A 22,101-nucleotide genomic window follows, 5' to 3' on the forward strand; every position below is an offset into this window, starting at 1 on the left:
TATGGAATCGTTAAGGGACATACGGCAAAATATTAAAGCCATCAAATCCACGCAGCAGATTATGCAGACGATGAAGATGATTTCTAACGCCCGCATACGCCGTGCGCAGGATGCGATGACCGCCGCCCGTCCGTTCGCCAAAAAAATGTATCAAATGGTGGACGATTTAAAGCAGGATATTTTGGCTATGCCGCAGCCGGATGACGCGGCAGAAAGTTGGGCAGGACGCTTTTTTATCAACAAGACGGGGAACCCGAAGAAAGTCGGGCTCCTCGTCATTACGGGTGATAAAGGGCTGGCGGGTTCGTTTAATGCCGTTATTCTGCGCAGCGCACTGCACTTTTTAAAGGCAAACCAGGACAAGGAAGTCTTTGTTTTTGCCGTAGGTAAAAAAGGGCGTGATTTTTTGGCGCGCTTGAAAATGCCGAACCTGCATTTGGTATATGAAAGCGTAGGTATCTTTCCTAAGGTATCTTACGCGCACGCTGAACTGTTGGGCGAAGCGGTGCTCAAAACGTATTTTGAGCAAAACCTCGGCTCCGTAACGCTGATTTACAACGACTTTAAATCCCTGGCCAGCCAAAATTTGGTAGAGCAGAAGTTCTTACCCTTCCATTTTGAAGCCACGGAAAATAAAAAAGATGAAAGCGACTTTTTATTTGAACCGGGTATGCTGGAAATTTTTAAACTTTTGGTGCCCCGTTTGGTAAAGGCCAATATGTACCGTATGCTGCTGGAATCGCAGGCAGCCAACTTGGCCGCTACTATGAACGCAATGGACGCCGCCAGCAAAAATGCCGGGGAACTGGTTGCTGCGTTGGGTGTAAAACTCAACAAGGTGCGCCAGGCCAGCATTACGAACGAAATTTTGGATATTGTGAACGGGGCCGAAGCCCTGAACAGTTAATTCTACAATACAGGAAACCATATGAAGACTGGAAAAGTAATTCAAATCATTGGCGCGGCGGTGGACGTGCAGTTTGAACAAGACCATCTCCCCGCTATTGAGAACGCCATTGAAATAGAAATGGACGGCGGGAAAAAGATTGTGGCCGAAGTGGCCCAGCAAATGGGCGACGGGATTGTGCGCTGCGTATCTTTGGAAAGTACCGACGGTCTCCAACGCGGAGCCAAAGCCGTGGATACCGAAGGGCCTCTGTCCGTGCCGGTGGGGGAAGCGTGCCTGGGCCGTTTGATGAACGTGCTGGGCAAGGCGCAGGACCACAAAGGCGATATCAAGGCCGCTATGAATATGCCTATTCACCGCGACCCGCCGACCTTAGAGGACCAAAACCCAACCCCGGAAATTTTTGAAACCGGTATTAAAGTTATTGATCTGATTGCCCCATATATGAAAGGGGGAAAAGTAGGTCTGTTCGGCGGAGCCGGTGTAGGCAAAACCGTACTTATTATGGAACTCATTAACAACGTGGCGCGTGAGCACCACGGCAGTTCCGTGTTCGGCGGTGTGGGGGAAAGAAGCCGCGAAGGGAACGATTTGATGCTGGAAATGAGCGAATCCAAACTTTCGGACGGCAGCACCGTACTGGACAAAACGGTACTGGTCTATGGACAAATGAACGAACCGCCAGGTGCCCGTGCCAAAGTAGCCTTGACTGCTCTTACGCAGGCGGAATATTTCCGTGATGTAAAAGGCCAGGACGTGCTGTTGTTCTTGGATAACATCTTCCGCTTTGTGCTTGCTAACTCCGAAGTATCCGCCCTTTTGGGCCGTATGCCCTCTGCGGTAGGTTATCAGCCAACGTTAAACACTGAAATCGGCAACTTGCAGGAACGTATTACTTCCACTAAAAAAGGCGCTATTACGTCTATTCAGGCCGTTTACGTTCCCGCCGACGACTTAACCGACCCCGGTGTGGCGGCTACATTTACGCACTTGGATTCCACGTCCGTATTGTCGCGCCAAATTGCCAGTTTGGGTATTTATCCGGCGGTGGACCCCTTGGAATCCACGTCCCGCATTTTGGACCCGCGCATTATCGGCGCTGAACATTATAATGTTTCCCAAAGCGTACGCAAAATCTTGCAGAAATACAAAGATTTGCAGGATATTATTGCCATTTTGGGTATGGATGAACTCGGCGACGAGGATAAAAAGACCGTGGCCCGCGCCAGAAGAATTCAAAAGTTCTTGTCTCAACCGTTCTCGGTGGCCGAACAATTTACGGGGCACCCGGGCAAATACGTCAAATTGGCCGATACCATTAAAGCCTTTAAGGGCATTGTGGAAGGCGAATACGACCATATCCCGGAGTCTTGCTTCTATATGTGTGGCGGCATAGACGATGTGTTGTCCAATTACGAAAAAGTAAAAGACAAAGAGTAATTTATGGCAAAAAAACTGACCCTTAACCTGATTACGCCGGAAAAACCGCTTATTTCCAACCTGGAAGTGGATATGGTTGTTCTGCCCGCTTTGCTGGGGGAAATGGGTATTCTGCCCGGGCACGTCAAAACAATTGTGCAGTTGGGTATGGGTTCCCTGCGTTATAAAAAGGACGGGAAGGAAGAAGAGTTTGCTGCGTTAGGCGGGTTTGTGGAAGTGCTCAACGACGTGGTAAACGTATTTGCCGAAAACGCCGCCTTGGCGGACGAGATTGACGAAGAAGCCGAAAAGCAAAAAATTAAAAAGGCGAAGGAATCTCTCTCCGGCAAAGATGCCGATATTGATTTTGAACTTGCCGAAATGGAATTAAAACAAGCCATTGCGCGTATGAAAGTCAAAAAACGGCATATGTAAGCAGTATTTGCAGTTTCTATACCCCGCTTGGAAGAAGTTGTCCCGGCGGGGTATTTTTATGCTTTTAAAAAAGGATGTCTGCCCGAAAGAGACCGTAAAAAAGCCCGCACCACATAAGCGGTACGGGCTTTACTTGCTGCAAGAACGCTTTTAGGCGGCTTTTACCACGTCCACCAATTTCTTGAAGGACACCGGGTCTTTAATCGCCATTTCAGACAACATTTTGCGGTTAAGCGTAATGTTGGCTTTGGCCAAGCCGCTGATGAATTTGGAGTAAGACAAACCTTCTTCTCTCACCGCGGCGTTGATGCGGGTAATCCACATCTGGCGGTAAGTGGTTTTTTTGTCTTTGCGGTCCACATAAGCGTGCACGCCGGAGTGATCCAGCTGCTGGGTGGCCATACGCAAGCGGCGGGATTTATCTCCGTAATAGCCGCTGGCTCTTTTCAATACTTTTTTCTTTCTCGCGTGTCTCGCGACGCTGAATTTAATTCTCATTTTCTACCTCTTATTTGGCCATCGGGAGATATTTTTCCAAAATCTTCCCTTTGTTGGACTCAGGCGTAATGACGCCGGTCTTTCTCATTTCGTGCTTCCGGGAGGCAGAAACAGGCGTAAGCAAGTGTTTTCTGCCGGCTTTTCTGTGGGTAAATTTACCCGTTGCGGTTTTTCTGAAACGTTTTTTACCACCGCTATGGTTTTTCAATTTAGGCATTGTTAATATTACCTCTGTTTAATTAGCCCTTTTTCAGAACGACCTGCGCCGGGAGCCGGTCAAGCCCCGCACGCAGTACACTAAAAAGGACCTAAAAATCTGTTTAGTTTTTGGGCACAAACGTCATAGACATACGGTTGCCCAACTGCTGCAAACCGCCGTCCACATTGGCAATTTCGGCCAAGCGTTTGGCCGTATCGTTCAAAATCTGGATGCCAATGTCTTTGTGCTGGTTTTCGCGCCCGTGGAACACCACTACAAAACGCACCATATCTTTCTTACGCAAAAATTCTTCAATTTGGCGGATTTTTACGTCCAAATCGTGCGCGGCAATGCGCGATTTAATGCGTAACTCTTTCAAGGTTACTTTGGCTTGTTTCTTTTTGGCTTCCGCGGCTTTTTTACCCTGTTCGTACACATACCGGTTGTAATCAAGTATCTTACAGACAGGAGGTTGGGCGTTGGGAGAAATTTCCACTAAGTCCAACTCTTGTTCCTTAGCCAGGGCGATGGCTTGCGCCACCGGCAAAATGCCGACCATACTTCCGTCGGAATTAATCACGCGCACTTCGGGTACGCGAATATTTTGGTTTCTGCGGTAGAGATCTTTTTTGTATTCTCTTCTGTTATCAAATCTGGCCATTATCTATATTATCTTTTTGCAAAAATTGTCCCTATACGGGAACATTTTTATTATACAAACTTACTAGACCGGGTGTCAAAATTATTGTGCCTGTTCCGCCCGGTATGATAGCGTTCCGTTTTCGTACATTTCCCACGAGGCGGGCAACCGTTTAAGAAGTACCTTTTCCCCGCTCCATTGGGGGCCGTCTTCCGTAAAAGAGCGGACCAACACTTGGCTTCCGTCTTTGGTGAACACTTCGGCCCGGGTTCCGTCTGCCGATAAAATGACGTACGCGGCAAATTGCGCACTGCCCGTTTGTGCGGTTTGGGTCAGGCGGATACCCTCTTTCCAGGGTTGTACGCACGTTTGTTTCACGTTGCTCCAAGCGGTCCCCGCGGACGGAATACAGCCGTGTTTATCTCTGTCCGCACCTGTCAACGGTCCGGTGGAAGCACACGCACCCAAAGAAGATGCTAGAATCATTGTAAAAAGGACTTTTCTATTCATAAATATATTTTACCACAAACCCGCGCAAGGCGGCTCTGCAAGGACGACGTAAATTTGCTAAAATAGATGTAAACTTTTATTTAAAATTTGTACGCTTTATACAGGTGGAAACTATGAGTAACAGAAGAATGGCCCGTGAGTGTGCCCTACAATCGCTTTATTACGCCGACAGTTCCAAATCGGCCGATGAAAACAATATTTTGCGTTACGCGGCGGATTTCAAACACGACTTGGGCGATTGCTATCCGTTCTGCGAAGAATTAGTTACCGGCACCACGGAACATTTGCCCGAAATTGATAAACTCGTTTCCTCCTATGCCAAAAACTGGACCATTTCGCGTATGTCAGCGGTGGACCGCTCTATTTTGCGTATGGCTACTTACGAAATGGTTTTCAGCCCCGAGCACACGCCCTTGGCCGCAATTATGGACGAAGCCATTGAACTGGCAAAAAAATATTCCACCGAAAATTCCAGCAAATTTATTAACGGATTGTTGGATCAACTGAAAAAAGAACGCAAATAAAAGTTATGCACCCGAAAGAAGAAATTGAGCGGCTTAAAAAACTGGTCAATTATCACAATAACCTGTACTATAACTTGGACAACCCTGTTTTGTCCGATACACAGTACGATGAACTTTACAAACAACTTAAAGATTTAGAAGACCAATATCCGCAATACCGCACCAAAAACTCTCCCACCCAGCGCGTGGGTGGGCAAGCGGGCAATTTATTTACGCCCGTCAAGCACGCCGTGCCGATGATGTCCTTGGATAATTCCTATTCTCCGGACGAAATACGGGAGTGGTATGCCCGCGCGGAAAAAATTTTACAGCGCAACAATTTTGAAATGGTGGTGGAGGGAAAAATTGACGGAGTTTCCTGCTCTCTCACTTACGAAAACGGTATTTTGATTACGGCCGCCAGCCGCGGGGACGGCAAAGTAGGCGAGGATATTACTTTAAATGTCCGCACTATTAAAAATATCCCGCAAAAGATAGAAAATGCCCCTGCCGGACTTTTGGAAGTGCGCGGCGAAGTTTATTTGGATAAAAAGGATTTAACCGCCCTCAACGAACGCCAGCAATTAAAAGGCGAAAATATTTTTGCCAATACGCGTAACGCGGCGGCAGGGTCTTTGCGCCAAAAGGACCCGCTTATTACGGCCCAGCGGCCCCTTAAATTTTTTGCCCATTCGTTTGGTACGGGTAACATAGCCGCAGACAGTTTCAGCGGGTTTATTGATTTGTGCAAATCTTGGGGCTTTTCCGTTTGCCCTGTCCGCACGAAAACGACGCTCATCAGCGACGTAATCCGTTTTTACAACCAGTTTAACGAATCCCGCCACCAACTGCCCTTTGACGTGGACGGCCTGGTGGTAAAGGTGAACCGGTTTGAGGACCAACGGATATTAGGGGTAACGGCTAAAAGCCCGCGCTGGGCGATTGCCTTTAAATATCCCGCCCCGCAAGCCACGACGACGGTTAAAAATATTATATTTTCCGTAGGCAGAAGCGGGGTGATTACCCCGGTGGCCGAATTGGAACCTGTGCCGTGTGCGGGCGTGATTATCTCCAACACCACCCTGCATAATTTTGATGAAATTAAACGTTTGGGCGTACGCATTGGGGACCGCGTAATTATTGAGCGTGCGGGGGAAGTTATCCCCAAAATGGTAAAGGTGGTGGAGCAATTAGGCACGCAAGAGGTTTTGCCTCCCGCCAAATGTCCTTCCTGCGGGGAACCTGTTTATAAAGAGCCTGATGAGGTGGGTTATTATTGCATAAACCCCGCTTGCCCGGCCCAGTTGCGTGCGCGCCTATTGCACTTTGCTTCGCGCGGGGCAATGGATATTGAGGGGTTGGGCGACGTGGTGATGGATAAATTGTTGGAAAGCCATTATGTAAATGACTTTGCCGATATCTACGGCCTGACTTTTCTACACCTTTTAAATTTGGAAAATTTTAAAGATAAAAAAGCCCAAAACCTGTTGGACTCCATAGAAGCCAGCAAACAAAAACCTTTATCTCGTCTGCTTTTTGCATTAGGAATTGCGTTTGTGGGCGCGAAAACAGCCGAAATTTTAGCCGACAAGTTCCGCACCTTAGATGCTTTAAAAAATGCTTCTTTGGTTGAATTGCAAGCCGTTCCGGACGTGGGGGAAACGGTTTCGCAAAGTATTTATGATTTTTTCCATAGCCAAAGTGCCTTGGCCCAAATTGAAAAATTGCGTGCCGCCGGGCTTAATTTCACCCAGCCCAAAAAGGAACTCTCCGGAAATGTTTTAGAAGGGAAAACGCTCGTGTTTACGGGCGAACTCAAAACGATGTCCCGCACCGAAGCCGAACGGCTCGCCAAAGAATACGGCGGCAAAGCCAGCGGGAGTGTATCCAAAAAGACTTCCTATGTAGTAGCGGGGGAAGCGGCTGGAACAAAACTTAAAAAAGCACAGGAACTGGGTATCCCCGTACTGACCGAAGAAGAATTTTTAAAACTGTTAGGAAAATAGTTGGTGTTCAACCAAACTAAATTCATTTTCCGCTTTCCTCTTTTTAAATAAAACCAATTTCCATAAATTGCCATAGCAGGCCAATCCTGTATGGCTTTATATCAGCAGCAGGCGGACAAGAAAAACCGCCCGCAGGGTGTGGTTAAGGCACGCGCAAGGATGCGTTGCGGTAATTGTCCAGCCGGCGGAAAAAGGCCTCCCACTCGGGGGAAATACCTTTGGGGCGGGTTACTTCCTGTTTATATTTCTCAAACACTTCGTTTAACCGGGCTATGGTGTGCCGGTTGATTTGGCTTTGGCGGGTGTTGAATTCCTTGACCGTTTGGCTGGATGTGGCGTTGTCCAGACAGGCTTTTTCGTCATCTAGTAAAATGAACAGTGCTTCTTTTTTTGCCTGTTCTCCAAATAATCGTCCGGTTTCGGCGGTTAGTTCTGCATTGGCGGACCATCGGCTTGCCAGCCACATATTTAATTTGGAGGAATTTGCTTTGCCCAAGTGCGTGTTGCGGATGGGCTCCCGTTTGTTTTCCATAGTGATTTGCATTACCGCAGGTCCCGGCGCCGCTACCGCCGGGCTCTTTTCTGCCGGGCTGTCTTGATATGTAATCAGTATCATTTTAGGTTTTGGTTGTAACTTATCCCAAAAGGCGCGCACGCCCTTTACTTGGCGGGCAAAGGCAGTTTTGGCAGAGCGGGCAACACTTGGAGAGGTCATTTTTGTTGGCAATTCCCCGCGGACTAAGAACAAGGTGGCCCGCAGGGTATTGGCAAAATAATGCAGAGAAACGGCAATCAACAGTAGGAAAACAATAAACTGAAATCGTTTCATACTGTTCCTTTATCTATCAGCGGTTGGTGCGGCGGGTCCGTTTTAAATTAGCGGCGTTCTGCTTCATCAGTTGCATCAGTTTCTGGTCTTGCAGCGCCAAGAGCTTTTTTTGCTCGGACAGATAGGCTTGAAAATTGGCGCTTTTGGCAGCGGCGGCTTTCAAATCCTTTTCTGTTTGAGTGGTAATTAAAAAAGCTTTATGCTTTACAGCGGTATTGAAAGTCCGTTCAATAGAAACTAACGCTGCTTGATTGTTAACCTGCACCGCGTCAAAGGCGCGCTTCATTTTGGCACGTTCGGCTTGCGGGGCTTTGCCGGGCAACTCGTCCGTGTCCATCGTTACATCCATAATTTGCGGCGCGGGTGTCGTGCGCCGGACGGGAGCAGCGGCTGTGGACGCATTTTGCGCCGGGAGCGCCGGAGTGGGGCCGTCAAAATGTTCAGGAAAATCCATATGGCGGGATCCCATAGCCCCCATTGCGCCGAAATTGGCCGAACCGGCTGCTAACTTGGTCAGTTGGTCCATCTTAGTACTAGCCACTTTATTCATTAATTGCATAGATTGCATCATCCAAAAAGTTTTGATTTTTTCGTCTTGTTCTTTGGTGGTGCACCCCGCTAAAAGGGCTACGGCAATTAAAGGCAGTAACGTGTATTTTTTCATAAATCCTCTGTTCTCAAAATATAACAAATTACACCTGTCCATACAAGGCTTTTGTATTGCGGGTGGTAATTTCGGCTAATTTTTCCAACGGGATATCCAAATAATCGGCGGCATATTGTGCAATCAGCGGGATATTGGAGGGGTCGTTGCGCTGCCCGCGTTTGCCTTGGGGGGATAAATACGGGCAATCTGTTTCCAATATGATTTTATCTGCCCCGGCTTTTTTGACAGCCTCGCGGATATATTCGTTCTTTTTATAAGTAAAGCAACCGTTAATACCTAATAACAAGCCCATATCTAGCGCTTTGCGGGCCTCCTCATAACGCGCGCAAAAACAATGGAGAACACCCGGATACGCGGTGGAAGATTTCTGCTTCCACTCGTGTTTTAACGAATAAAAAACATCGTCGTAGGCGCTGTAATCTTCGCCTTCCCGGCGGGTGTGCAGTACAATAGGCTTTTCCGTTTGGTTGGCCAGCGTAAGCATTTGTGAAAAAATGGTTTGTTGGAGTTCCTTGTTGGAAATATCCAAGCAAGTGTAATCTAGCCCGATTTCCCCCACAGCCACGCAATCTTTGTGTTTCAGCAGGCCGGACAAAACCTCCAAATCGCCCGGGCCGGTTTTGACGGCATATTCCGGGTGGACACCCAGGACGGCGGAGATAAAGCCCGGATGTTTTTGGGAAAGGTCCAAGGCGGGCTGCCACTCTTCGGGCGAACAGCCAATTTCCACGCTCATCGCAATCTGCGCGGCGGGGAGTTTAGAAATCAGTTCTTCCCGGTCAGGGTCAAAGGCCGGGTCGTTCAAATGTGCGTGTGAATCAATAAATTGCATAATAATATTGTAACTTTTCTGGCAGGCTCCCGTCATCAGGCGGGTGCAACGAAAACTACTAATCCAAAAAAACACTTGTTAAACGCAAATAAAACTTAGTATTTGTATAGGAGAAAATACAAAAATATAATTTCAAAATTAGCACTCAAAAAAGGGGGTTGACAAAAAAGAATTTTTTACCTATAATAATAGCAGAGAGGTTCAAAGAGTGCTAAAATAAAAGCGAAACACACTCCCAGAACCCGGGAAGTTTAAGCGTATGAGAATTTTAAAACCGGAAATTGCCAAAGCGCGTAAAGAAAAGATTTTAAGGTGGGTGGTTCAGCAGTTTGTGGAAACCCGCCGCCCGGTCGGTTCGCAGATGATTGCGGACGGAGCGTTGCAAGATATATCCAGCGCTACGATTCGCAACATTATGAAGGAACTGGAAGAAGAAGGGTATCTTTACCAGCCGCATACTTCCGGCGGACGTATTCCTACGGATAAAGCCTACCGCTATTATGTGGACTACTTGGCCAGTGTGCAGCAAATGGCCGCCCGTGAACGCCAACGCATTGAAGAACAATATGATGAGCGCGTAAACGAAGTGGACAATATGCTCGTGCAAACCTCGCGTTTGTTGGCAATGTTGTCCGGTGCGGCGGGGTTTGTTTATACCGCCCATGTGGACGACCAGCGCATCCAACGGCTTGATTTTATTCCGTTGGCTCCCGGTATGATGTTGGCGGTTTTGGTAACCCAGTCCGGGGCCGTACGCCATTGGCCGGTGCGCACGGCATATGTAATTGACCCTGTTCGCTTGCGTGTTCTCAGCCGCTTTATTAACGGCGAGATTGCGGGCCGCACCTTGGCGGAAGCGCGCCAAGTGCTGTGGCACCATATTCACAGCGGACACCCGGAAATTGCAGGCGTAGCCGATTTAGCCACGAAAGTATTAAAGGATATTGAGCGCCCCCAAACGGGTGCAGACGAGTTATATGTGGAAGGTATCGGCCGGCTATTGGAAAACACGACCGAGGACGATTACGAAGATTTGAAACAAATGATGCGCGTAGTAGAGGAGCGCGAACGCTTTTCCTCGCTGCTTAGCGAGAAAATGACGGATATGGAGAAATCCAAACAAAAATTAAATGTCAGTATCGGCAGCGAAAACGAACTGAAAGAACTTAAAAATTTAAGTATCGTTTCTACCGCTTGCCGTGTGGGGGACAAAACGGTGGGTATGCTGGGCATCATCGGGCCGAAACATATGGAATATACGCGGGTGATGTCGCTGGTAAATTTTATCGGCAGTTTGTTGGAATCCTCTATGAAAAATTGGACGGCATTACCTTCCAGGGAAGATGATTATGAGTAAGCACGAAAAACACGGCGAACACGAACACGCCGAAAAGAAACAAGAAGTTCCGCAGCCAGAACAGCCTTGCAACGCCGAAACCGAGCAGGAAACTCCCGCCGCAGAACAAAAGCCTGACTATTACGACAGATATGTGCGTTTAAGCGCAGATTTTGAAAACTTCCGCAAACGCACCGAGCGCGAAAAAGCCTCTTTCTTGGCATATGGCAAAAAAGAATTTGCCGAGAAGTTGCTCCCTTCGTACGAAGTGCTCTTGCGTCAGTTAGTGGAGATGGACAAAAAGGAAGAAGAAGGTCAAATGTCCGCCGAACTTAAAGCCGTTAAAACGGGCCTGAAAATGGTGTTTGGCGAAATGGAAAAAGCATTTAAGGCCGAGGGTATTGAGCATATGGACGTGCTTGATAAACCTTACGACCCTGCCACGCAAGAAGTGGTGGCGATGATTCCTTCCTCCGGGGACCAAGACGGTCTCGTGTTGCAGGAAGTGCAAATGGGATTTACAATGGACGGCAAAGTCCTGCGCCCAGCGCGCGTGATTGTCGGCCAGCACGCGGAAGATTAATTCCGCCCATTTGACAACAATTTAATTTATAAGATTTGAAGGAGATAGACATATATGGCTAAGATTATTGGTATTGACTTGGGTACTTCTAACACCGCTGCGGCGGTAATGGAAGGGGGCAGAGGAACGATTATTCCGTCTGCCGAAGGCAGTTCTATCGGCGGTAAAGCATTTCCGTCTTATGTAGCGTTTACCAAGGATGGGCAACGCCTCGTGGGCGAACCTGCCCGCCGCCAGGCCATCGCCAACCCGGATGGCACGGTAACTGCGTTCAAACGCAAAATGGGGGAAAATTATAAATATAATTTGCGCGGACAGGAATTTACACCGCAACAATTATCTGCGTTTGTCTTGCAGAAAGTTAAAAAGGATGCCGAAGCCTTTTTGGGCGAGCCTGTGGAAAAGGCCGTCATCACAGTACCTGCCTATTTTAACGATAACCAGCGCCAGGCCACCAAAGATGCGGGCCGCATCGCCGGCTTGGATGTGGTGCGCCTTGTAAACGAACCGACGGCAGCCGCCTTGGCCTTTGGTATTGATAAGGCCGGGAAAGAGCAAAAAGTAATGGTGTTTGACTTGGGCGGCGGTACGCTGGATGTAACCATTATGGAAATGGGTAAAGAAGGTACTTTTGACGTGCTTTCCACCTCCGGCGATACGCATTTGGGCGGTACGGATATGGATAATGCCGTTATCAAATGGATGGAAGATGAATTCCGCAAACAAACCGGTATTGATTTGTCCAAAGATATTCAAGCCCAACAACGCTTGAAAGACGCGGCCGAAAAAGCCAAGATTGAATTGTCTACCACTATGGAAACGGACATCAACTTGCCTTACATCTCTGCCGATGCCACCGGCCCCAAACACCTCGCTTTGACGCTTTCCCGCGCAAAACTGGAAAGTTTGGTGGACGACATTGTAAAACGCTGCGGCAAGTCTGTGGAACAGGCTTTGAGCGACGCCAAATTGTCCGCCTCTCAAATTGACCGCATCATCTTGGTCGGTGGTCCGACCCGTATGCCGATTGTGCAGAAATATGTGGAAGACTTGGTCGGCAAAAAGATTGAACGCGGTATTGACCCGATGGAGTGCGTGGCAATCGGTGCCTCTGTGCAAGCCGGTATTTTGACGGGCGACGTGAAAGACGTCCTCTTGTTGGACGTTACCCCCTTGTCCTTGGGCTTGGAAACTTTGGGCGGCGTATGCACGCGCCTTATTGAACGCAACACCACTATCCCGGTGCGCAAGACGCAAATCTTCTCTACGGCTTCTGATAACCAGCCGGCCGTAACCATTAACGTCTTGCAGGGTGAACGCCCGATGGCCAAAGACAACGTACCGCTGGGCAAGTTTGACTTGGACGGTATTCCGCCAGCCCCTCGTGGTGTGCCGCAGATTGAGGTTACGTTTGATATTGATGCCAACGGTATCTTGAACGTATCCGCCAAAGACTTGGGTACTAACAAGGAACAGCACATTACCATTAGTTCGCCTAACAAACTCAGCGATGCCGAAGTGGAAAAATTCGTCAAAGATGCGGAAAAATTCGCCGACGAAGATAAAAAGCACAAAGAAGTTATTGAAGCCAAAAACCAGGGCGACAGCGTGCTCTATCAGACCGAAAAGGCCTTGAAAGAATACGGTGATAAAGTGTCCCAGGACGACCGTTTGGCCATTGACCGCGCGTTGAATGACTTGCGCGATGCCTTGAAAGGCGAAGACGCCGCCAAGATGAAATCGGCCACTGATGCGGCCTTGCAAGCCAGCCAGAAACTTGGCGAAGCGATGTACAAATCGCAGCAGGCTAACGCGGGCGCCCAGGCCCAACAGGCCGGAGCCCAAGCGGGCGCCAATGCCGGCAAGCAAGCCGGTGCCGCCAGCAACGACGGAAAAGACGACGTAGTGGAAGCGGAAGTCGTTGATAAATAATCTAATAATACAGCCGCTAAAAAGGGGAACCCGAAAGGTTCCCCTTTTTTTGTAAAATATCCCTATGCCGCAGTATTTTGCCGATATCAAAGAAACAGAATTTTTTTTAACCGACGCAGAAGCACACCACGCGTCCGCCGTCGCCCGTCATAAAGAGGGCGATGAAATCCGTGTTTTTGACGGAAAAGGCAAGCAGTTTTTGGCCCGCATAGACCGCGTACAAAAAAAGTTTGTCCGCGGAACATTGTTAAAACCGTGTGCGGTGCGCCGCGTTCCCTTAGAGTTGGAACTTTGCTTTGCTCCCAATTCCCGTACAGGGTTGGAAGAAGTATTAGACAAAGGAACCCAATTGGGGGTAGCCGCCTTTCGCCCTATTATGACGGAGCGCAGCGAGTATGATGTGCTCAAAAAATGGGACGGCAAAAATGACCGTTGGCACCAAATTATGATTGCCGCCTGCAAACAATGTAATACCCCCTTTGTGCCCGAAATTCTGCCGCCTGTTAAATTTCCGGCGGCCTTGGTGCAGGAAATACCTTCTTTAATTGCTTACGAGGCCGAAGAAACACACACCTTACAATGGGGGCTTGAAAAGTTAGGCAATCCCAAGCGGGTGCGCGTGTTTGTAGGGCCTGCCGGCGGGTGGACGGACGAGGAAATTGTCGTAGCCGCCCAATACAATGTGCTCCCGGTTACGCTAGGGGTAAATATTTTGCGTGCAGAAACGGCCTGTATTGCAGTAGCCGCTAAACTCTTATGACCACATTTTTTATTAAAACCTTCGGTTGCCGCGTCAACCAAGTGGAAAGCCAGGCATTATTGGAGCAATTTTTAAACTCCGGGGCTGTTCCTGCGGACTCCTTTGAAACCGCCGATATTTGCGTGCTTAATACTTGCACGGTTACGCACCAGGCCGATAAAGACGTGGAAAAACAAATCCGCCAAATTCTGCGCCGCAATCCTCACGCACGCCTTGTGCTGACGGGGTGCTATGCCGCGGCACACGCGGACGAAGTCCGCCAAAAATTTCCGCAAGCCGAAATTGTAGGAAAATATGATTTGGGCAAGACCCTGTTTCATACGGACGATATTTGTTGGACGGTTTCCGGACACGAGGGACATAGCCGCGCATTTATCAAAATTCAGGACGGGTGCGATTGTTTTTGTTCCTATTGTATTGTACCGCATGCCCGCCCCGTAAAACGTTCCAAACCTTTAAAAGATGTACTCAAAGAAATTGATGCTTTGGAGCGGAAGGGCTTTGCCGAGGTCGTTTTGACGGGTATTAACATTGGTAATTACAAATGCCCGCAAATAGGGGCCGATTTAGCAGGACTATGCCGCCATATTGCCCAAATGGAGGGCAATTTCCGCGTACGCTTTTCGTCTATTGAACTCCAAACGGTTACGGACGGCGTGATAGAAATGATGCACCGATACCCCGCCCGCTTTTGCAATTATTTCCACTTGCCCTTGCAGGCCGGGTGCGATAAGGTGCTAAAAGATATGAACCGCCATTACGACACCGCCGCCTACGAAGCCAAAGTGCAGGAGTTGCGCGCCCGCGTGCCGCAAATGGGTATTTTTGCAGATGTAATTGCCGGATACCCCACCGAAACGGAAGCGGATTTTGAAGCCACTTACGCATTTATTAAACAGGTAAAGTTGGCGGGGCTCCACGTTTTTAGTTATTCCCCGCGTCCCGGCACGCCGGCGGCCGCTTTAAAGCAACTGCCGCACGAAGAAATCAAGCGCCGCGCAGAGGCTTTGCGCGCGCTGGATAAAGAATTGCGCGCCGCCTTTGCGGCCTCTTTGGTGGGTACGGCACAGGAAGTGTTTGTGGAAGAACATAAAGACGGACGCCCGCACGGCATTACGTCTAACTTTCAGCCCGTCGTGTTGGAAGCCTCAGCCCCTGTCCACGGTTTGGTCCGCGTACAAATCGCCCGCGCCGAAGGCCCGATTTGCTTTGGGCGGCTCCAATAGTCCCGGTTAAAATGGTAAAATAAAGTAATGCCCGGGCCTAAGGCAGGATGTATCAAAAGACTGCGCTTGGACTGGTGGCGGGATTTTGATATAATATATATATAATTTGTTTTTAAACAAGTTAGATTCTTTTTTAGGCAAGAGTTAAACAAAATGGTAGCCAAAAAAAATCTGTGTGTACTCATCTTGGCGGCCGGAAAGGGCACCCGGATGAAATCTCCTCTTCCCAAACCGCTTCACCTGGTTTGCGGAATCCCGATACTTGCACATATTTTAAAGGCGGCCCAGGAATTGGGTCCCGCCGCTATCGGCATTGTAGTCGGCCACGGGGCTGACGAAGTTGTTTCGGCTGTTAAGGCCGGGCTGACCGATTGGGGCATTACTGCCCCGGTAGTGTTTATCCCGCAGACGGATTTATCCGGCTCTGCTTCCGCTGTAAAAGCCGCGGTGCCTCTCTTGCAAAAATTTGAAACGATAATGGTGTTAAACGGTGATACTCCGCTTTTGAAAGCCAAAACGCTTGCCCATATGGCAGATGTGTTTGAAGGCGGCGAAATGGGAGCGTTGGTTTTGGGCGTAAATGTACCAAATCCTACGGGATACGGGCGCATTATCCGCGCGGAGGACGGCGCGTTTGAAAAAATTGTAGAAGAAACCGACGCCGACGAGGACACCAAAAAGATTTCCGAAATCAACAGCGGTATGTATGTTTTTAATTCCAAAGCCTTACAAGCCGCGCTTATCCAGTTAACTCCGCAAGGGCCGAAACAGGAATATTATTTAACCGACACCTTGGCTTTGATTAAAGAAATGCAAAAGCCCGTCTTGGTATTTGCCGGGCCGGACTACCGCGAAGCCCTTGGCGTGAATAGTAAGGCGCAACTGGCCGAGGCCGAGCAGATTATGCGCGACCGCGTAGCCAGCGAGTTAATGGACGAAGGTGTAACCCTGGTCCGCCCGCACGAGGTGTTTATTGATCCGGGCGTAAAAATCGGTGTGGATACGTTCATTTGCCCCGGCTGCTATATTTGCGGCAAAACGGTTATCGGCAAAAATTGCACGATTGAGGGCAACGTCTATATTAAAGATTCCATTATTGGTGATAACGTAACCCTTAAAATGGGAACGTATATTGAGGAGTCCGAAGTGGCCGAAGAATGCCAGTTGGGGCCTTATGCCCACCTGCGCCCGAAATCCGTGTTAAAGAAAGGTGCGAAGGTTGGCAATTTTTCGGAAATTAAGAAATCTGTTATTGGGGAAGGGTCCAAGGTCAACCATTTAAGTTACATTGGCGATACCCAAATGGGCGCGGGTGTTAATATTGGTGCGGGAACCATTACCTGCAATTACGACGGGAAAAACAAACACCAAACCGTCATCGGGGACCACGCTTTTGTGGGGTCCAATGTAAATTTTGTAGCGCCTGTAACGGTGCACGAATATACAAAAATCGGCGCGGGTTCAACCATAACCAAAGAGGTTCCGGCGGAATCATTGGCTATTGCCCGCTCGCGCCAGGTCGTTCTAGAAAACAAAGGTATCAAAAAAAATGACTAAAAGCGTAAACGGCGATTTGAGAATCTTCTCCGGCAATTCCAACATTGCCCTGGCTCAAAAGATTTGCAATCACCTGAATATGGAGATGGGAAAGTTGCGCGTGGAGCGTTTTGCCGACGGCGAAATTGACGTGCAGATTTTGGAAAGTGTGCGCGCGCACGATTGCTATATTATTCAGCCCACCTGCCCGCCCGTCAACGAAAACTTGATGGAACTTCTCATTATGATTGACGCGTTCAAACGCGCCAGTGCAGGGAAAATTACAGCGGTGCTCCCCTATTTCGGTTATGCGCGTGCAGACCGCAAGGCCTCTCCCCGTGTGCCGATTACGGCCAAACTGGCCTCCAACTTAATTACTACGGCCGGGGCGGACCGCATTATGACGGTAGATTTGCACGCGGGTCAAATTCAGGGGTTCTTTGATATCCCGGTGGACCACCTGCGCGCCCGCAAAGTATTTTTGGATTATTTTAAAGATTTTGATAAAAAAGATATCGTGGTTATCTCCCCCGACGTGGGCGGTGTGGAACGCGCCCGTAAATTTGCCGCCCGTATGGACGCGGGGCTAGTGATTATTGATAAACGCCGCCCGAAACCGAACGAAGCCGTGGTTTATAACGTTATCGGTGATGTAAAAGACAAAGTGGCGATTATTTTTGACGATATCGTGGATACGGCCGGCACGCTGACCACCGTAGCCCAAAAAATCAAAGAACGCGGCGCGCGTGAAATTTACGCCGTCTGCACGCACGGGTTGCTCTCGCGCAATGCCATGGAAAAGATTAACAAGTCCGATATTAAAAAATTAATCATTTCCGATTCGCTGCCTATCCGCGACCTGGGCCCGAAAGTGGACGTGCTGTCCGTTTCGTACTTGCTGGCGGACGCCATTAAACGCAACCACGATGGCCGCTCTATCAGCGATATGTTTAACTAAATTTTGTAAATACTTTGGAGGAAACAAATGGAAAAAGTAAATATTGCTGCCGAATCCCGCGAAGGTATCGGTGTCAAAGGGGCTCTTTCTAAAATCAGAGCCGAAAAGAAAGTACCGGCCGTAATCTACGGCGGTCATAAAGAACCTGTTAGCGTAACCGTAACCGTAAAAGATTTGGATAAAATCGTTAAAGCCGGTAAAAACACGCTGGTAGAAATTGCCTTGGGCAAAGATAACGAACTTGCCCTGGTAAAAGAAATCCAATACCACGCTGTAACCGACAACCCGATTCACGCCGATTTTCAGCGCGTTAGTATGAAGGACAAAATGGACGTTATCGTTCCGCTCAAACTGGAAGGTACGCCTGCCGATGTGGCCAACTATGGTGCTATCATTGAACACATTATGCGCGAAATTGAAGTCCGCGCCCTGGTAAGCGCTATCCCGCACGAAATTGTGCTTGATATTACGCCGATGACCATCAACAAAGGTATTGTCGCGGGCGAAGTGAAATTGCCGGAAGGCGTTGAACTTTTGACCGATCCGGGAGCCCCGGTCGTACACTTGATGATTCCGAAAGAAGAAGACGCCCCTGCTCCTGCCGCGGCTGATGCCGCTGCTGCGCAGCCGGAAAGTTCTTCTACCAAAGGCAAAAAGGACGAAGAAGGCAACCTCACCAAGAACGCTGCCGCCGCCCCTGCCAAGGACGCTGCGAAGAAATAACCTATGCAATATCTCCTGGCTGGGCTGGGCAACCCCGGAACCCAATACGAGCATACGCGGCACAACGCCGGATTTATGGTGTTGGACCACGCTGCGCGCCAATGGGGGGCCGAGTGGAAAGCCTGGCAAAACCTGGGAGTGTATGCCAAGATCTTTGTGGCCGGGTGTGATGTCTTTCTCATCAAACCATCCACTTATATGAACGAATCGGGTCGGGCTGTATCCAGCCTGGCCCGGTTCTATAAAATTCCGCCGCAAAATTGTCTGGTTTGCTTTGATGATGTATCGCTCAATGTGGGCAAATTGCGTATCCGCAAAAATGGCTCTGCGGGCGGACAAAAGGGTATGAAGAGCGTGATTGAGCAGTTGGGTACGCAGGAAATTGCCCGTCTGCGCGTGGGTATTGGGCCAAAACCCGAAAAGTTTGATTTGGCCAATTTTGTACTGTCTAATTTTCCCAAAGCAGATGTGCCTTTATTGGAAGAATCGCTTAACCGCGCGGTGGAAGCACTGGAAGTGTTTTTAAAAGACGGCATAGAAAAGGCGATGAACCGCTTTAATTAATATAAATTTGTTTAGATAAAACACCGCCCCGGAGTATTTTTCACTCCGGGGCGGTGTTTCATATATTACGGCAAGGTTATTTGGTGTAGGCCATACAACAGTTGCCCAGCATACAGGTTTTGCACGGCTCTGCCGGCTGGCGGTCTTTTAAAGAAGCCAACAATTTGCGGGCAAAATCTGTTAAAGTGGGGTCGCGCGCACCCAAAACCAGCAAGATATCCCCCGGCTGGGCCGCGCCGGCCATTTCTTGCAAAATGCGTTCGCGGCAGTCGTCGTAACTTACGTTTGTGCCGCGCGCCTTTAAGCCCTCAAAAATCGTCCGGCAGGAAATCCCTTGCGGAACCGTTCCGCCCGGATAATACACCTCGGTCAGCCACAGGTGGTCATTGGGGCCGATATGGTTAGCAAAACTGTCCACAAAGTCCGCTGCCAGCATTTTGATAGAAGTAAATGCGTGGGGCTGGTAAAAGGCCAGCACGCGTTTGCCGCGCAAGTGGGCCGCTTCAATGGTGGCTGCCAGTTTGTGCGGGTTGTGGGCAAAATCATCTATTACCTCAATTTTGTTGTAACTGCCTACACTGGCAAAGCGGCGGGCAATTCCGGTAAATTTGTTTAATGCCTTGGCACAGGTTTCCAAATCTACCCCCATTTGCAGGGCTACGGCTACTGCCGCAGTGGCGTTGCATACATTGTGAAGCCCCGGAATATGCAGGCGGAAGGGTTGGTCTTGAATCGTAAAATCCGAGCCGAATCCGTCCGCCTTGATTTCGCTCGGGTGTACGTCGCCCAGAGAAAGCCCGAAGGTTTTGGCTTGGGGGGCCAGCACGCGCAGGTTTTCTTCTTCGGCATTAATAATAGCCGTTTTACAATGGGAGATAAACTCTTTAAAATATCCTTGTAAAATATTGATTTCTTTATGGTCTTTTTGCAGATTTAAGCAAAGGCCCAAATGGGGATGGTATTTGACAATAGAGCCGTCGCTTTCGTCGGCTTCAATAACCAAAATATCGCTATTTCCCTTATATACGTTGCCGAAAACGCCCTGTTCTTTTTGCAAAGACAAAATAGATGCCCCCGTAATAACGGACGGGCTTAATCCTGCAAAAGCCAAAATGTCGTAAACCATAGCGGTCGTGGTGCTTTTGCCGCTAGTGCCGGAAACGGCAATCGTGCGGTGTTCCGCCACGTGTTTGGCCAATAGTTCCGAACGGTGCATAGTGGGAATGCCCAGGGCTTTGGCTTTGATAATTTCGGGGTTGGTTTCCTCAATGGCCGAGGACAAAATAACCAAATCGGTTTTGTGGTCAATGCCGCTGCCGTCTTGCGGAAAGAGTTGTATGCCCAATTTTTTAAGATATTCCCATAAGGCCATATCGGTATAACCTTTGCTGATTAAACGGTCGGACCCGGTTACCTGGTCCTTGCCCATAGCGTGCAGTTGCGCCAGTGCGCTCATCCCTACACCGCCAATACCTACGAAGTGAATTTTCATTTGCGTTTTTCCTTCAATTTAAATTTTGCATAGTCCGACATTGTGTAAAACCCGCTCTCGCGCTTCATCAGCCACAGGGCTACCTGTATAGCCGATTCGGCAAACAAGTCCCGGTTTTTGGCCTCGTGCGTGAGCGTAATTTCATCAAAGGGGGAAACAAACTTAGCCGTGTGCGTGCCCACCGTTTCGCCAATCCGTTCGTAAGTAACGGCCTCATATGGCAGGCCGATTCCGTCGGCCAAAGTTTTGGCTGTGCCGCTAGGAGCATCTTTTTTATGGATATGGTGTATTTCGTGCAGGGCGGCCGAATATTGCGGAAACATTTTGCCTGCCAAGCGTACCAGTTCGGTAAAGAAATAAACGCTTAAACTGACGTTTGGGGCATAAAAAACAGGTATTTTTTCTTCTTCCTGCATTTGGAATAAAAAAGTTTCGGGCAAATTTGTGGTGCCTGTTAAAAAAGGCCGGCGGTGCTTATGCGCAATAGTAAAGGCTTCCTGCGCGCCCTGCGGGGTGGAAAAATCAATCACAATATCAAAATCGCCGATAACCTTTTGTCCGCTTTCGCGCTTAACGGCTACGGAGAGTCCCCATTGGGGGTTGGTTTCAATTAAGCGCGTAATGGCTTTGCCCATTTTCCCTTCCGCGCCGTTTAATAAAACTTTCTTCATACAAAACGCTCCAATAACAGTTCTGCAATTTGGCGGCCGTTCATCGCGGCCCCCTTTAATAAATTATCAAAGGTTACAAAATAATGAATTACATTTGGTTCTTCTACATCTTGGCGCAGGCGGCAGATGTAAGTGTTTTCTTGTCCGCTGGCTTCTTTGGGGGTAACTACGCTTTCGCTGTATGATAAATTCGGAAAGGCGTTCCACTGTTGCTTTACCTGGGCCAAGTCAAACGGCTCCTTGGTTTTTACGGTAACGCCTAACGAGTGGGAATTTTCCACCGATACGCGCACCGTGTGGCAATATACTTTTAAGCCCGGAAGCCCTAAAATTTTGCGTGATTCGTACAAGCCCTTTAATTCCTCGGCGGTGTGGCCGTTGGGTTGCACCGAGCCGATAAGCGGCACGCAGTTGTTTTCGTAATAGGACCCGGGAGTGTGAAAATCGTCCAACAGTTTTTTGCCCCCGCCGCTGATGGCCTGGTAAGAGCAGAAAAAAACTTCCTCAAAATGATAAAACGGTTTAAGCGGGGCCAAACTCATTACAAGCCCGGTAGTTGTACAGTTAGGGCTTGCGATTAAGCGGGTAGCAGCCGTAATGTCCTGCGGGTTAATTTCCGGAATAACAAGCGGTACTCCTGGTGTCATACGGAACTCGGACGACATATCCACAATGTATTTTACGCGGTCCTTTATGCGGGGTGCCAATTTTGCGCTGACAGGGTTGTCCGTGCATAAGATAGCAACATCCAGGGGTGTGATTTCGTCCTCGCGCCCAAAGGTTTTAATTTCAACGGGTGTTTTAAGTTTTTTGAGTTCGCGGAGCATATTCTGCCCCACCATCCCGTTAATGCCGATAATTCCAACGGTTTTCAT

The 22,101-nt window shown here is 48.9% G+C and carries 24 protein-coding genes; 14 read left to right on the forward strand and 10 right to left on the reverse strand.

All coding sequences use genetic code 11. The annotated features are described in order from the left end of the window. The first annotated feature begins 1 nt into the window (after position 1). From atpG to atpC, 3 genes are read left to right on the forward strand one after another with little or no spacing between them, the layout of a single operon-like run. The gene (gene atpG, locus ACZOTW_RS00930; protein ID WP_483997237.1) at positions 2-907 is read left to right on the forward strand and encodes an ATP synthase F1 subunit gamma; all 906 of its coding nucleotides are present in this window, start codon (positions 2-4) and stop codon (positions 905-907) included. A gap of 21 nt (positions 908-928) precedes the next feature. Continuing rightward, positions 929-2,347 (forward strand): F0F1 ATP synthase subunit beta, encoded by a 1,419-nt coding sequence (gene atpD, locus ACZOTW_RS00935; protein WP_428077149.1) that lies wholly within the window; start codon positions 929-931, stop codon positions 2,345-2,347. 3 nt (positions 2,348-2,350) lie between these two features. Next, positions 2,351-2,761, forward strand: coding sequence for an ATP synthase F1 subunit epsilon (atpC, locus tag ACZOTW_RS00940; protein ID WP_177746681.1), 411 nt, complete (start codon positions 2,351-2,353; stop codon positions 2,759-2,761). A gap of 150 nt (positions 2,762-2,911) precedes the next feature. On the opposite strand, the gene rplT is transcribed toward atpC, so the two are convergent. The 4 genes from rplT to ACZOTW_RS00960 all read right to left on the reverse strand — a co-directional run bounded on the left by rplT (position 2,912) and on the right by ACZOTW_RS00960 (position 4,608). Continuing rightward, positions 2,912-3,259, reverse strand: coding sequence for a 50S ribosomal protein L20 (gene rplT, locus ACZOTW_RS00945; RefSeq protein ID WP_177746683.1), 348 nt, complete (start codon positions 3,257-3,259; stop codon positions 2,912-2,914). Positions 3,260-3,269: 10 nt separating this feature from the next. Beyond that, positions 3,270-3,476 (reverse strand): large ribosomal subunit protein bL35, encoded by a 207-nt coding sequence (locus ACZOTW_RS00950; protein ID WP_177746685.1) that lies wholly within the window; start codon positions 3,474-3,476, stop codon positions 3,270-3,272. Between the two features lie 103 nt (positions 3,477-3,579). Continuing rightward, positions 3,580-4,119, reverse strand: coding sequence for a translation initiation factor IF-3 (gene infC, locus ACZOTW_RS00955; protein WP_177746687.1), 540 nt, complete (start codon positions 4,117-4,119; stop codon positions 3,580-3,582). Between the two features lie 81 nt (positions 4,120-4,200). Further along, entirely contained in the window at positions 4,201-4,608 is a 408-nt protein-coding gene (locus tag ACZOTW_RS00960) for a hypothetical protein (protein ID WP_483997238.1), read from the reverse strand. A 113-nt stretch (positions 4,609-4,721) separates the two neighbouring features. Here ACZOTW_RS00960 and nusB point away from each other — a divergent pair, with 113 nt between their 5' ends. Beyond that, on the forward strand, positions 4,722-5,132 hold the full coding sequence (gene nusB / locus ACZOTW_RS00965; RefSeq protein WP_177746689.1) for a transcription antitermination factor NusB: 411 nt from the start codon (positions 4,722-4,724) through the stop codon (positions 5,130-5,132). A gap of 5 nt (positions 5,133-5,137) precedes the next feature. Further along, positions 5,138-7,117, forward strand: coding sequence for an NAD-dependent DNA ligase LigA (ligA, locus tag ACZOTW_RS00970; RefSeq protein ID WP_428064389.1), 1,980 nt, complete (start codon positions 5,138-5,140; stop codon positions 7,115-7,117). A gap of 142 nt (positions 7,118-7,259) precedes the next feature. On the opposite strand, the gene ACZOTW_RS00975 is transcribed toward ligA, so the two are convergent. The 3 genes from ACZOTW_RS00975 to ACZOTW_RS00985 are packed head-to-tail and all read right to left on the reverse strand — an operon-like array spanning position 7,260 to position 9,445. Continuing rightward, complete coding sequence (locus ACZOTW_RS00975; protein WP_483997239.1) at positions 7,260-7,946, reverse strand: hypothetical protein; 687 nt, start codon at positions 7,944-7,946, stop codon at positions 7,260-7,262. Between the two features lie 16 nt (positions 7,947-7,962). Continuing rightward, complete coding sequence (locus ACZOTW_RS00980) at positions 7,963-8,610, reverse strand: hypothetical protein (RefSeq protein WP_483997240.1); 648 nt, start codon at positions 8,608-8,610, stop codon at positions 7,963-7,965. A gap of 28 nt (positions 8,611-8,638) precedes the next feature. Beyond that, positions 8,639-9,445 carry a TatD family hydrolase gene (locus tag ACZOTW_RS00985; RefSeq protein ID WP_428045207.1) on the reverse strand — a complete coding sequence of 269 codons (807 nt, stop codon included), beginning with the start codon at positions 9,443-9,445 and terminating at the stop codon, positions 8,639-8,641. Positions 9,446-9,704: 259 nt separating this feature from the next. On the opposite strand from ACZOTW_RS00985, the gene hrcA reads away from it, so the two are divergent. The 9 genes from hrcA (at position 9,705) to pth (ending at position 19,063) form a co-directional block, all read left to right on the forward strand. Then, entirely contained in the window at positions 9,705-10,802 is a 1,098-nt protein-coding gene (gene hrcA / locus ACZOTW_RS00990; RefSeq protein WP_440255918.1) for a heat-inducible transcriptional repressor HrcA, read from the forward strand. Then, positions 10,795-11,364 carry a nucleotide exchange factor GrpE gene (locus tag ACZOTW_RS00995; RefSeq protein WP_483997241.1) on the forward strand — a complete coding sequence of 190 codons (570 nt, stop codon included), beginning with the start codon at positions 10,795-10,797 and terminating at the stop codon, positions 11,362-11,364. Before hrcA ends, ACZOTW_RS00995 begins: the two co-directional genes overlap by 8 nt. A 54-nt stretch (positions 11,365-11,418) precedes the next feature. Then, entirely contained in the window at positions 11,419-13,296 is a 1,878-nt protein-coding gene (gene dnaK, locus ACZOTW_RS01000) for a molecular chaperone DnaK (RefSeq protein ID WP_428077161.1), read from the forward strand. 64 nt (positions 13,297-13,360) lie between these two features. Continuing rightward, a complete protein-coding gene (locus ACZOTW_RS01005; protein ID WP_428045421.1) occupies positions 13,361-14,056 on the forward strand; it encodes an RsmE family RNA methyltransferase in 696 nt (231 codons plus the stop codon). Continuing rightward, positions 14,053-15,282: a tRNA (N(6)-L-threonylcarbamoyladenosine(37)-C(2))-methylthiotransferase MtaB gene (mtaB, locus tag ACZOTW_RS01010; protein WP_483997242.1), complete on the forward strand. Its 1,230-nt coding sequence runs from the start codon at positions 14,053-14,055 to the stop codon at positions 15,280-15,282. The genes ACZOTW_RS01005 and mtaB overlap by 4 nt, the downstream gene beginning before the upstream one ends. A gap of 153 nt (positions 15,283-15,435) precedes the next feature. Beyond that, entirely contained in the window at positions 15,436-16,839 is a 1,404-nt protein-coding gene (glmU, locus tag ACZOTW_RS01015; protein ID WP_177746704.1) for a bifunctional UDP-N-acetylglucosamine diphosphorylase/glucosamine-1-phosphate N-acetyltransferase GlmU, read from the forward strand. Continuing rightward, positions 16,832-17,776: a ribose-phosphate diphosphokinase gene (locus ACZOTW_RS01020; protein ID WP_177746706.1), complete on the forward strand. Its 945-nt coding sequence runs from the start codon at positions 16,832-16,834 to the stop codon at positions 17,774-17,776. Before glmU ends, ACZOTW_RS01020 begins: the two co-directional genes overlap by 8 nt. 27 nt (positions 17,777-17,803) lie before the next feature. Continuing rightward, a complete protein-coding gene (locus ACZOTW_RS01025) occupies positions 17,804-18,499 on the forward strand; it encodes a 50S ribosomal protein L25 (RefSeq protein ID WP_483997243.1) in 696 nt (231 codons plus the stop codon). A 3-nt stretch (positions 18,500-18,502) separates the two neighbouring features. After that, a complete protein-coding gene (gene pth, locus ACZOTW_RS01030) occupies positions 18,503-19,063 on the forward strand; it encodes an aminoacyl-tRNA hydrolase (RefSeq protein ID WP_483997244.1) in 561 nt (186 codons plus the stop codon). Between the two features lie 76 nt (positions 19,064-19,139). Here pth and ACZOTW_RS01035 read toward each other — a convergent pair whose 3' ends face one another. Genes ACZOTW_RS01035 through ACZOTW_RS01045 form a run of 3 tightly spaced genes read right to left on the reverse strand, consistent with a single transcriptional unit; the run spans position 19,140 to position 22,101 of the window. Further along, positions 19,140-20,555, reverse strand: coding sequence for a UDP-N-acetylmuramate--L-alanine ligase (locus ACZOTW_RS01035; RefSeq protein ID WP_483997245.1), 1,416 nt, complete (start codon positions 20,553-20,555; stop codon positions 19,140-19,142). After that, positions 20,552-21,226: a 4-hydroxy-tetrahydrodipicolinate reductase gene (locus tag ACZOTW_RS01040; protein WP_483997246.1), complete on the reverse strand. Its 675-nt coding sequence runs from the start codon at positions 21,224-21,226 to the stop codon at positions 20,552-20,554. The genes ACZOTW_RS01035 and ACZOTW_RS01040 overlap by 4 nt, the downstream gene beginning before the upstream one ends. Next, entirely contained in the window at positions 21,223-22,101 is an 879-nt protein-coding gene (locus ACZOTW_RS01045; protein WP_483997247.1) for an aspartate-semialdehyde dehydrogenase, read from the reverse strand. Before ACZOTW_RS01045 ends, ACZOTW_RS01040 begins: the two co-directional genes overlap by 4 nt.

The sequence above is a fragment of the Candidatus Avelusimicrobium sp. genome (genome assembly GCF_056976295.1).